Source organism: Methanoregula sp., from assembly GCA_041645435.1.
In the GTDB taxonomy this organism is placed as follows: Archaea; Halobacteriota; Methanomicrobia; order Methanomicrobiales; family Methanospirillaceae; genus Methanoregula.
The window spans coordinates 393,233-404,741 of the sequence record JBAZQB010000003.1; the positions used below are offsets into that span (position 1 = coordinate 393,233).

Sequence of the window (11,509 nt, forward strand, 5' to 3'; positions counted from 1 at the left end):
GTCCTTATTATTGTGCATGCAGGTCGAGTGGCTTACAAACGGTGATGTCTGGGCAAACTCCTATATCGTGGGAAATATTCTCGTGGATGCCGGGGTCATGCCCATGGCGGTAGCACCGCACAAGGAGCGGATCGAGACCATCGTCCTCACCCACTGCCACTTCGATCATACCGCCCGCATAAAAGAGATCGCGCATATGTGCAAGGCCAAGGTCGCTATCCATAAGAGCGATGCCCGGGGCCTGCTTGACGAGTCGCTGAACCTCTCGATGCACTTTGGCGCCCGCTCGCCCGGGATTATGCCTGACATCATGCTGAAAGAAGGAGATGTTATTGGCGATTTTACGGTCATCCATACACCCGGCCACACCCCGGGAAGCATCTGCCTGTACTGCGAAAAAGAAAAGCTCCTCATCAGCGGCGATACGGTATTTACCGATGGCGCTTTCGGGCGCTACGATTTCCCGGGCGGGAGCCGGGCAGAGCTCCAGCGGTCGCTAGAACGGCTGGCACCGCTCGATGTGGAGGGGCTCTTCCCGGGTCACGGGTCGCCGGTAGAAGATGGCGGGAGACGGCACATCGCCGCTGCGCTCAGCCTGATCAAGAGTGGTTATGGATAAGGGAATTTACTGTCTCATCTTCAAAAATGCCCGCTGTGCGGTCCGGATAGGTGCGCTCGGTGAGATCCACTTCCGGCCCGGGTGGCACTGCTACGTTGGTTCAGCGCTGGGCAGCGGGGGCCTGAAACGTCTTGAGCGTCATATCCGTCTTGCCGCACAGCGCGATAAACATCCGAAATGGCATGTGGACTATCTTCACACGTCAACCTGCTTCTCTCTTGTATATGCAGTCTCTGCAGTCACGGGCGATCGCCTCGAATGCCGGCTTGCACAGGAGCTGGACGGGGGCGGGGTTCCGAAATTCGGGTGCAGCGACTGCGCCTGTTCTTCTCACCTTTTTTACCGGCAGCGTGATCCACGGGATGAGATCGGGTCTGCGTTCCGGCATCTCGGACTGGTACCAACCACCAAAACAATCATGAACCCGGACGTGGAGGATAACATATGAAGGTGCTGGGGATTTCAGGGAGCATGCGCAAGGATGGCAACACCGCAGATCTGGTCAACGTCATTCTCGAACGCTGTCATAGTGCGGGGATCAAGACGGAGTTTGTCTCGCTTGCAGGAAAGAAGATCCACCCGTGTCTGGGCTGTGAGAAATGCAAGGAAAAGAAGTGGTGCGTGATCGAGAACGATGACTGGGATATTATCGTTAACAAGATACTTGACTGCGATGTCCTCGTGATCGGATCCCCCACGTATTACTACGATGTCTGCGGTCATCTGAAAAACTTCATCGACCGGACATATTCCCTGTATCATGACCGGAAACTTGCCGGAAGAAAGGGAGTCGCGGTTGCAGTACAGGCGCAGAAAGGTGCAAACCGGACGATCCAGACGCTGGAAGGATTCTTAAGCTCCCATGAATTTTCGTCACTGGGATCGGTCAAGGGCAACGGGTATCATGAGGGCGAAGTGCTCGCCGATAAAGAAGCCGTGGAGAAAGCACAGAAGATCGGGGATAAGATCGTTCGCCTGGTCAAAAAGGATCATCGCTGACGAGATCAGCCCCCGCACTTTTTTCCCGTCATTTCCGTAATATCAATCCTGATCACACAGACACCATCGAGTTCTTTTTCTGAGAACGGGTGTGATTCTGCACCATAGTGATGCAGGATGCAGTTCAGCCCCTCCCGTTTCTCTTCAGGGTCAGTAACGAAATGTGCTCTTCCCCGGCAGATGACACTCCGGTAGTGCATGCCCCAGTTGCAGGGTTTTTTCTCGCGCACAACTTCAATGCATTCGTCAACTTCAATACAGCACTCCGGGTTCTCCGTTAACAGGGCGATCTTCCGTCCTTCACGGGCGGAATGCATATAGATAGCACCGTCCTGGTAACCGAACGACAGCGGCACGATGTAGGGGCTGCCGTTATCATCGCACCCGAGCCTGCACACGGCTGCGTTCCTGAGAATGGATTCCATCTCGGAGCGATCGGTTATCTCACGGTCGTGTCTTCGCATGGTGAATCCGTCTTTGGAAATCAGAAAATGCCCCCGTCCCGCTCACACTAGAGGAGCTCATACAGGGTTGTACGGCGCCGGAGCGGTCTGCCCACATCTTCTGCCACACGCTGCATCTCTTTGGGATCGAGATAATCGGTATTGACCGCTCCTGCCCCCTTGGAGATGCTCTCTTCAAACATGGTCCCGCCGAGATCATTGGCGCCGGCAATAAGCCCCAGCTGCGCCATCTTGATCCCCTCTTTCACCCACGAGACCTGGATATTGGCAAAGTTATCAAGGAATAAGCGTGCAACGGCCACCATCAGGAGATCCTCTCTCCCGGTCGCTCCCGCCCGGGCGATGCCGGCGCGGTAAATCGGCGTGTTCATGTGGATGAACGACAGCGGTACAAACTCGGTAAACCCGTGGGTGGCATCCTGTATCTCCCGCAGGATCGTAAGGTGGCGCACCCGGTCTGCGTCAGTCTCGCAGTGGCCATACATGATAGTGGCAGTTGAGCGGATACCAAGCCCGTGTGCCTCTTTGATGATGCGCACCCATTCGGCGGTTGGGATCTTCTCGCGGCAGATCGTATCCCGCACGGAATCCACCAGGATCTCGGCTGCCGTCCCGCACAGCGATCCCAGCCCTGCTCCCTTCATCGCAACCAGTACCTCTTTTGTGCTCATCCCGCTCTTTTTTGCCGCATAGGCAACTTCCATCGGGTTGCTTGCGTGGAGATGGATTCCCGGTGCCGCTTCATGGATCCACCGGTAGACATCGATGTAGGACTGTGCAGTGAAGTCCGGGTGAAGGCCGCTTACCGTGCAGATCTCAGAAACGCCCCGGGTCTTTGCCAGTGCCGCTTTCTTCTGGATCTCCGCCTTGTCATGGAAGTAGATCCCCTCCTCGCCGGGTTTTTTCGAATACCCGCAGAACCCACAGGCATTGACGCAGAGGTTGGTCACGTTGATGTTCTGGTTCAGGACCCAGGATACGGCCTTACCCGCACGCTGCTCCCGCATATCATCGGCCGCAGCAGCAATCTGCCAGACCTGCCGGTCGCGGACAGAGAACAGCTTCAGGCATTCATCTTCACTCAGCCTATGGCCGTTTTTCACATCATTGAGCAGGGTCTGCAGGTAGGGGTCCATGATTCGCTCCACGCAATTACCGGTCCGTAACGCCCGGTCAGTTGTGATTGTACGGTATTCCCATGCCACATGATTATTATTCCCTCGCGCCAACCATGAATACAGGAGCGATATGCAGCAGGTAGACGTTCAACTGACCAGAAAAGTGGCTGACGGGTATATTATTCCCCTCGGCCCGGCGAACCTCGTCGCAATCAAGACGGATGTGGGAATGATCGGATGCGGTGCATTCGATGTCGCAGCGCTTGACTCGTTCAGTTACCCGGCAGCAAAAATCAGACCATCGATCGGTCCGTCGATTGTCGATACGGAAGATCTCTTAAAAGGGATCGTCAAGGAAGCAAACCGCTCTGCCATGGGGCGCGGGATCAAGAATGGCATGACCGGCCGTGCTGCGCTGGAACTGCTCTGATTGCCGTATCAGAGATAAAAAATCACTTTCTCGTACCGGTTTTTCCCACCGGGTTTATCGTATTTTTCACACGAGTTCATAGAGCGTTGTCCGCTGGCGGAGCTTCCTCCCGATATCGGCAACGATCCGCTCCATATCCTTTGGATCGAGATAGTCAGAACCCGATGCCCCGGCATTGCCGGTCACATCATCGGTGAACATGGTGCCTGCGAGATCATTGGCACCGGACAAGAGGGCGAGCTGGGTCATCTTGAGTCCGACCTTTCCCCATGCCACCTGGATATTGTTGAAATTATCAAGGAAGAGCCGGGATACCGCGATCATAAGGAGATCTTCGCGCCCGGTCGGCCCGGCCCGGGCAATCCCCTGCTGGTAGAGAGGGGTGTTGGTGTGGACGAACGGCAGGGTAACAAGCTCGGTAAACACGTGCGTCTCGTCCTGTATGCCCCGCAGGATGGCAAGATGCTCGATCTGGTCCCGGGATGTTTCGTACGACCCGTACATGATCGTTGCCGTTGAGCGCAGGCCAATTCCGTGCGCCTCTTTGATGATCCGGATCCAGTCAGCTGTGGGGACTTTGCGGGGGCAGATCACTTCCCGCACGGAATCAACGAGAATCTCAGCCGCAGTTCCCTGGATGGTGCCGAGTCCCTCTTCTTTAAGCCGGGCAAGAACTTCCGGCGTAGTGCAACTTCCCCGGTGTGCCGCATGGGCAACCTCGTCCGGGCTGAACGCGTGGACGTGGACACCGGGAGCCGCCTCGTGCACCCAGTGGATCAGGTTAGCGAAGGTATCCAGCGTGAAACCGGGGTGAACACCCGATAACAGGCAGATCTCGGTCACCTTCCGTTCGTACGCGAGCTTCGCCTGTGCCTGGATCCCTGCCTTGTCATGGCAGTATGCCCCCTCGTCGGTTGCTTTCCGGCCAAAACCGCAGAACCCGCAGAGGTTCTTGCAGATGTTGGTCACATGCAGGTTCTGGTTCCGCACGTAGGTTACAGTGTCCCCGACTCGGCGTTCCCGCATCTCATCAGCGGCCGCAGTGATCGCAAGGACATCAGAACCCCGGGCATTCAGGAGGAGTTCTGCTTCCGTCACGGTGAGGCGGTGACCATCCAGCACATCAGATAGCAGGGGTGATATGTCTGGTATTGTCTCTCACCTCACCGCTGTTTCTTCCCGCTCTTTTTCGGTTTTGCAGGCGTTTCTTCCTTCCTGCGGAGGTAGAGTTCATGGAGCACCATGAGGACGATGACAACAATAATAACCTCCCCGATATGGAGCGGGAGGAGCCCGACATAGGGTACGGTGAAGAGGGCTTTGCCGACAACCCACTCCTGTTTCACGGGCTCAACAGTCCCCGTTCCGGGAATCGTGATGTATCCCTGGTCGCTGAAGTTGTTATTATCGCCCTTGGTGATGTATCCGCCATGCGTTGCCGTAGTATCGGTATCCCTTACATAGCCGGAGTCCGGGATAAGGGATGCTGCGGGCAGAATATAATTGCCCTGCGGGGTCTGCATGACGAGATCCTTTGCTCCGGGCGTGAAATTGGCTTCTGGGGTGCCTGCACCGGTCGAGAGAATCCGGTACCCGTTCGCCGTTTCCCCGCTGATCGTGAGCGGAAGATACCCGGTTGGGGTAACCTTCCCGCGGTAGATATTGAGATACGAGGGGACGGGCTGCCCGTTGTCCGTCCATGTCATTGCCCGGTGGATGATCGGGTGCTGCGCCTTTGAGAGCGGGAGGAGACCTATCGATGCCCACATGTCGGTGGCACCGTTCGGGCGGTAAATGATCACGTCCCCGTAATCGTTAAATTTTTTGTACCCGGACGTTTTCCCGTCGTCCCAGGTCTGGAGATCGCCAAACCGGTCTTTCTGGATGACGACGACAAGATCCCCGACATTCATGTTGGGGACCATGCTCTCGGATTCAATCGTGACTACTGCCGGCCAGGTACCGCAGATCAAAAAGAGGGCAAGGGCGATTCCGCCAACCACCGCTACAACCCAGAGCAGATCGCGGGCAAGGGAGACCGCCCAGTGATCAGATGTCCGGAACTGGTGAATGGCCGTGCGGATATCCCGTGGTTTGTCCGTGTCTGTCATCTCTTGCTACACTGTATGAGATTTTTTGTTAATATACCGCACCTTTCATACCGCAGGAAAGAGGGGGAGTGCCTTCATGAGGTAATATACACCGAACAGCACCAGAAAAATCCCACACGCCCCCATAATCCTGCGGTATGAGGTGTCCGACAGGATTGCTCTCCCCCTTGACACACCGGTGGATACCAGCGTCAACCACCCGAGATCCGCACACCAGTGTCCTACCATAAAGACTGCTGCCAGGACAATCCCGCCCGAAAGTGTGGCGATTACCATCGCACTACCGATCGTAAGCCACCAGATCCAGAAATAGGGATTTGCTGCACTGGTGATCAGTCCGGCTGCATAGGGATTGCCAGCAGTCCCGGTTACCGGGCCATTCAGTGATGCGCCCCGGCTTCCTGCGAATGTAAGTATCCCAAATCCGATAAGGGCAATCCCGCCGATCACCGCGATGGCAGTTGTATACGGGAGGGCGATCGCGGCAAACCCAAGGACAATCAGGAGAAATATGATACTCTCGGCGATCATATGGCCCACAGTCACTTTCGGGCCGATCTTCCAGTCACCGGCAATCGAGGCATTGATCGTGGCCACCAGGGTAGGCCCGGGAGCAAGAGCTCCCGTAAGACCGATTACCAGTCCGAGAAAAAATGTCGGGAATACTTCATACATGGGTGCTATCCGATCAATCAGCTCTGATCACGTGTACGGGTGGGGGCAATAAATCCCCATTGATACGGGGAAATACCGGGCACGATGTGCAACAACGGTATCCTATATTTTCTCAGTGAACGATATAGTATTCATGCTCGATGTCCAGCAGATCACACTCGCTTTTTTAGATGCGCGGCTGCAGGTACATCCCGATGTAGTGCGGTATATCCTGGAGCAGGGTGAACCCGACCTGATCGAACGCATTATCGCAGGTGTACCCGATAATGCGATCGTTGTCTCGGCGCAGCACATTCCCGGTATGACCGTAACCCGTGACGGGACCCGGTTTCTCACCGATCCCTGCGTGGAAGTGGTCAGCGGCTCTGCCGGGACCTCCGGGCCCATAAACGGCACCGGGGATTACCTCCATTATTTCCGTGACCGTTATGCCCGGCTGGGGGGAATGATCCGGAGCCGGTGCAGCACCATGCCCATCGAAGCGCTGACACGTTCCAACCGGTACCGGCAGGAAGAATGTACCATCATCGGTATGGTAACAGAAGTCAAGACCACCACAAACGGGCACCGGATCGCTGAACTCGAGGATACCTCGGCAAACATATCCGTACTCTTCAGGAAGGATCGCCCGGTCTTTTCCGATGCCGAGCGGATTATCCACGACGAAGTAATAGGGGTGAAGGGCAAGCTCTCCAGCGACGGGAAACTCTTCTTTGCCGAGCTCCTCTACCGCCCGGACATCCGCATTGACAACACCCCGTTCCGGAGCGAAGAGCCGGGAAAAGCAGTCTTCATCTCCGATGTCCACGTGGGCAGCGACACCTTCCTGCAGGAGAGCTGGGACCGTTTTTCCGACTGGCTCTCGGATTCGGATTTCTCCTACCTGTTAATTGCCGGCGACCTCGTGGACGGGATCGGTATCTACCCGGGCCAGGAGAGCGAGCTGACGATAAAAAACATCTACGAGCAGTACGAGGCGTTCGGCGCCATGATGCGCAAGCTTCCCTCGCGGATGAAGATCATCATATCGCCGGGCAACCACGACGTTGTCCGTGGCGCAGAGCCGCAGCCGGTGTTACCGGATGCATTCATTAAAAAATTCCCGGAAAACTGTATCCTCGTAGAAAACCCGGCACTGGTCAACCTGCAGGGTGTGCGGGTCCTGATGTATCACGGGAGATCGATCGATGATATGATAGGGCTTATTCCCGGGGCGTCCTACGAGCAGAGCGGGCTCATGATGCAGGAAATGCTCCAGCGTCGCCACCTTGCACCGGCCTACGGGCGCAGGACCCCGATTGCGGCAGGAAAGATCGACCGGATGATCATCGATCCATTGCCCGAGATCCTGCATACCGGCCATGTCCATATCAAGGGAATTACAACTTACCGGGGCGTGCTTGGTATCAATGCCGGTACCTGGCAGTCCCAGACCAAGTTCCAGAAGCAGATGAACGTGAACCCGACTCCGGCACTGGCCGTTGTCGTCGATCTCCAGACACTGATTCCGGAGACATTTACCTTCGCGTGAAAAATACTTTTTTGTTGAGCGTCTGGTATTGTAACCGCTCAAAAATCCGGACGCTTACCGGGATTCCCCAGCTTACATCTCCTGCCGGAATAGGAACGGGGGCTTGACCATAAGCATACATTAGAGTGGTATTGTAAAAAGGTCAGGATGCCGGGATGTTGCACCGGGACTGTGGCTGAACGATAATTCGGGGGAGCTTTGCACCGATAACGCAGGGTTACTGCCGTGCTGCCAGATACCGGGCTTCCTCTTCCCGGGCCTTTCCTTCCCATGCGCTGACAGTTGCATTATACGCAGCAAACTTCGGGTTGAAGACAAGACCTGTCACACCCTCGTTGAGCCCGGCAACCGTATTGCCGCCCGTAAATGTCCCGTCCAGGTATTCACCAATACCGGTATACACCACCCGGTCCACCCGCTTTACTGCAGATGCAATGACAACTCCGGGGCCCAGGTGGGTCTGATCGGAATCCACTCCAATGACGAACCGGCCCGGCGCTTTCTTCGCTTCAGTGATTGTGCCGAGACCGGAGTAGCCGGCTACGGTATAGATCACATCAGCTCCGTTGCGGTACATCCCGCCAGCAAGATCCTCTGCCCGGTCCGGATCGGAAAAACCACCGAAAGAATTGTTCCGGACATATTCCTGATCTATGGTCATTGATGGATCGACTGCGTGCACCCCGGCAATGTATCCCTGCCGGAACCCCTCGAGCAGATCCGACTGCGTCCCAAGAATAATCCCGACCCGGTGGGTTTTTGTGGCCGATGCTGCAAGGACACCTGCAAGGTAACTCTCCCCGAACGAGGTAATCTCGTACGCTTGTGTATTTTGCGATCCGATACCAGTCTGGTCAATGGCAAGGAACCGGATTTCCGGGTGTTCTGCAGCAAGCCGTTTCGTATCATCCGCATAGATATAGCCGACCGTTATGATGAGGCCGGGATTTTCCGGTCCGCGGAGATTGTCAAGCAGCCCGGAGAATTTTGTATAATTGAGCGATGTAAACTCCTTCTTGGAGAACACCATGGCTTCCTGTGCGGTAAACAGGCCACGGTAGGCACTGTCGGTATAGGAAAGGTCACCTTTCTCCGAACCGTATACAATATACACGACAGGGTGCATGGGCTCATGCGGGATCACGTACACTGCCACGGATATTGCAAAAATGGCTATTGTCGCAACTACGGCTCCAATGAGGAGATACTTCCGGTTCATGGTTTCAAAAACACCCTTACCGGCTGATCGATGATGAGGGCAATAAGCCCGGGAGTCTTCCTTTCTATAGATATCACCTTGGTCGAGGGTACTGAATCAAATTATTGGCAATAAGTGGTACCGGTATTGTTCGTAGGAAAAGATGGGGAAACGGGTATGATAAGGATGTTTATCCGGTTTTAACAACATCTTGATCGGACAAAAAAATCAGACGGACTATCCGCGGGGATACTCGTCAGACCGCGGACAAAATCACAATCCTCAAGTATTTTGATTCGCAATATCCGTGAATGGAGAGCGGAGCCGGAAAACCCGGGGTGGAGCGATGAATATCAGTTCCCGGTTTGAGAGACGCGATCTCCTCTGGATTGCTGCAATCCTTGGAACGGCTGCCGGGGCACTTCTCGCAAACCTTACGGGACTCCTTTTTGGGATCTCAAATGTCATCCCCCATCTCCTGTACATTCCGGTTGTGATCGCTGCATACCGGTACCCGCGCCGGGGGGTCATTATCGCCGGGTGCATCGGAGCGATCTACCTCCTCCTCGTAATCTTCATTGCCGGAACTTCGCCAACCGTTCTTGCCGAAGCACTGGTGCGCACCGCAGTCATTCTCGCGATCGGGTGGCTGATCGCAACCCTCACTCTTCGGCTCCGTGAACAGGAACTGCTCTACAAGGCCCTCTTTGACCATTCGGAAGGGGGCAGCATCCTGATTGCAGATATTGACGGCAACCGGACGATCGAGGAGATCAACTGGAAAGCTGCTACCCTTCTCCGCAGGAACGCTGCTGACCTGAAAGGTACTTCAGTAACGTCTATCTGGAGCGGCGAGGAAAAACAGGAGTTTTTCAACCGGCTCTCCCGCGAGGGGGCAGTATACGCGATTGAGACGGAATTCTCTCTTCCGGATGATACCTCATTTATCGTCCTCGTTTCTGCGGCCACACTACCTGACAAACGGGCCGTCCTTACCTTCTTCGATATAACCAACCGGGTCCATGCCGAGCATGCGTTGAAGATGGCAAACGACAAACTCAGCATCCTCTCACGCTTCTCGGCAGACCATCTCCACCGGTCGGTCGACCAGATCCTCGACACGGTAGATGAGGCAGATACTCACTGCAATGATTCCGGCATACGCACATATATCGAACGTATCCGGACGCTGGCATGGAACGTAGCCCGCCAGCTCTTCCTGACGGAGTCTTACAAGGATCTCGGGTCGCTTCCAACGGTCTGGCTGAGTGTGCAGCGGACGCTTGAAACCGCCCGCCTTCCCTCGGATGACGACACGATCTCGATCCGGTGCTGGACTGGACGCCTCGAGGTCTATGCAGATCCGCTCTTTGCCGATGTCCTGACCCATCTTTTGGAAAATTCACTGCGGCATAGCGGAGGCCGGGTAAAGAGCATCGTTGTCACGTATCATGAGACCCCCAAGGGGCTGGACCTCTGTTTCAGGGACGATGGTGCCGGGATCCCAAAAGAGAAGAAACAGCAGATATTCGACTATGATGCCGGGGGGGGCGCGGGGATCGGACTCTTCATCTGCCGCCAGATTGTTGAGGTGACCGGTATGACCATACAGGAGACCGGTGTCGAGGGGGAAGGGGCACGGTTCGTGATCCATATTCCGCCAGGTGCGTACCGGATCGAGGGCACCAGCGATGATGCCCCCTTACTGCCTGTACCGTCTCTTCCGGCACGGCACTTCGCGAAACACAGCACCGGTGCAATTGTGAGAGAACTGGTTGCTTCGGAGTTTTCCCTGGCAGAGGCACTCTGGATCGATTACCACAACACGAAGGGCGATATAAAAACAGACCGGATATTTGCGGCGTTTGATAACGGGCATGTGGTCTCGATCGCCCGGTGCAAACGACACATGGACGGGTTTGAAGTGGACGGCGTGTTCACCCCGGCCAGCCAGCGGGGTCACGGGTACGCGAATGCCGCTGTCTGGGGACTTGTTGAGGCATGCGGGCAGGATACCCTCTACATGCATTCGGTGTGGAATCTCACGAAGTTCTATGGCAATTACGGATTCGTCTCTATCGACGAGAAAGAGCTCCCGCCTACCATCCGGGAACGGTTTGCATGGGCACAGGGGGAGATGGAAGGAGCGAACGTCCGCCCGATGAGACGAGATCCAATTCCAGCCTGAACGCGGGGGCAACGAGGAGAGGGGGGGCCAGGTAGATTCTATTCAGCAATCCCAAAAATTATTCTGCTCTGTAGAAACAGGCATGAACAGGAGTTCGCTCCCAATCCATGAAAATCGTTTTATGATTCTCCCCCGCCTCAGGGCCTCTCCGAGGCACGGTGGGGCAATGAGGTTTT

General features: G+C 55.5%; 12 protein-coding genes. 6 read left to right on the plus strand and 6 right to left on the minus strand.

Annotated elements, in window-relative coordinates; all coding sequences use genetic code 11:
- Positions 1 to 16 precede the first annotated feature (16 nt).
- Genes WC593_08670 through WC593_08680 form a run of 3 tightly spaced genes read left to right on the plus strand, consistent with a single transcriptional unit; the run spans position 17 to position 1,618 of the window.
- The gene (locus WC593_08670) at positions 17 to 619 is read left to right on the plus strand and encodes an MBL fold metallo-hydrolase (GenBank protein ID MFA4825218.1); all 603 of its coding nucleotides are present in this window, start codon (positions 17 to 19) and stop codon (positions 617 to 619) included.
- Positions 612 to 1,067, plus strand: a complete 456-nt coding sequence (locus WC593_08675; protein MFA4825219.1) for a GIY-YIG nuclease family protein — start codon at positions 612 to 614, stop codon at positions 1,065 to 1,067. Before WC593_08670 ends, WC593_08675 begins: the two co-directional genes overlap by 8 nt.
- Positions 1,064 to 1,618, plus strand: coding sequence for a flavodoxin family protein (locus WC593_08680; GenBank protein ID MFA4825220.1), 555 nt, complete (start codon positions 1,064 to 1,066; stop codon positions 1,616 to 1,618). Before WC593_08675 ends, WC593_08680 begins: the two co-directional genes overlap by 4 nt.
- Before the next feature lie 5 nt (positions 1,619 to 1,623).
- On the opposite strand, the gene WC593_08685 is transcribed toward WC593_08680, so the two are convergent.
- A complete protein-coding gene (locus WC593_08685; protein MFA4825221.1) occupies positions 1,624 to 2,082 on the minus strand; it encodes a pyridoxamine 5'-phosphate oxidase family protein in 459 nt (152 codons plus the stop codon).
- 47 nt (positions 2,083 to 2,129) lie between these two features.
- On the minus strand, positions 2,130 to 3,218 hold the full coding sequence (gene cofH / locus WC593_08690; GenBank protein MFA4825222.1) for a 5-amino-6-(D-ribitylamino)uracil--L-tyrosine 4-hydroxyphenyl transferase CofH: 1,089 nt from the start codon (positions 3,216 to 3,218) through the stop codon (positions 2,130 to 2,132).
- 112 nt (positions 3,219 to 3,330) lie between these two features.
- Between cofH (WC593_08690) and WC593_08695 the strand changes: the two genes are divergently transcribed.
- A complete protein-coding gene (locus tag WC593_08695; GenBank protein ID MFA4825223.1) occupies positions 3,331 to 3,630 on the plus strand; it encodes a YunC family protein in 300 nt (99 codons plus the stop codon).
- 66 nt (positions 3,631 to 3,696) lie between these two features.
- On the opposite strand, the gene cofH (WC593_08700) is transcribed toward WC593_08695, so the two are convergent.
- The 3 genes from cofH (WC593_08700) to WC593_08710 are packed head-to-tail and all read right to left on the minus strand — an operon-like array spanning position 3,697 to position 6,416.
- Positions 3,697 to 4,752, minus strand: coding sequence for a 5-amino-6-(D-ribitylamino)uracil--L-tyrosine 4-hydroxyphenyl transferase CofH (gene cofH / locus WC593_08700; protein ID MFA4825224.1), 1,056 nt, complete (start codon positions 4,750 to 4,752; stop codon positions 3,697 to 3,699).
- A 41-nt stretch (positions 4,753 to 4,793) separates the two neighbouring features.
- The gene (locus tag WC593_08705; GenBank protein MFA4825225.1) at positions 4,794 to 5,741 is read right to left on the minus strand and encodes a S26 family signal peptidase; all 948 of its coding nucleotides are present in this window, start codon (positions 5,739 to 5,741) and stop codon (positions 4,794 to 4,796) included.
- Between the two features lie 45 nt (positions 5,742 to 5,786).
- Positions 5,787 to 6,416, minus strand: a complete 630-nt coding sequence (locus WC593_08710) for a LysE family transporter (protein ID MFA4825226.1) — start codon at positions 6,414 to 6,416, stop codon at positions 5,787 to 5,789.
- A 133-nt stretch (positions 6,417 to 6,549) separates the two neighbouring features.
- Between WC593_08710 and WC593_08715 the strand changes: the two genes are divergently transcribed.
- Positions 6,550 to 7,947 carry a DNA-directed DNA polymerase II small subunit gene (locus WC593_08715; protein ID MFA4825227.1) on the plus strand — a complete coding sequence of 466 codons (1,398 nt, stop codon included), beginning with the start codon at positions 6,550 to 6,552 and terminating at the stop codon, positions 7,945 to 7,947.
- Positions 7,948 to 8,164: 217 nt separating this feature from the next.
- Here WC593_08715 and WC593_08720 read toward each other — a convergent pair whose 3' ends face one another.
- Positions 8,165 to 9,166, minus strand: a complete 1,002-nt coding sequence (locus WC593_08720) for a BMP family ABC transporter substrate-binding protein (protein ID MFA4825228.1) — start codon at positions 9,164 to 9,166, stop codon at positions 8,165 to 8,167.
- Positions 9,167 to 9,491: 325 nt separating this feature from the next.
- On the opposite strand from WC593_08720, the gene WC593_08725 reads away from it, so the two are divergent.
- On the plus strand, positions 9,492 to 11,333 hold the full coding sequence (locus WC593_08725) for an ATP-binding protein (GenBank protein ID MFA4825229.1): 1,842 nt from the start codon (positions 9,492 to 9,494) through the stop codon (positions 11,331 to 11,333).
- Positions 11,334 to 11,509: the final 176 nt, after the last annotated feature.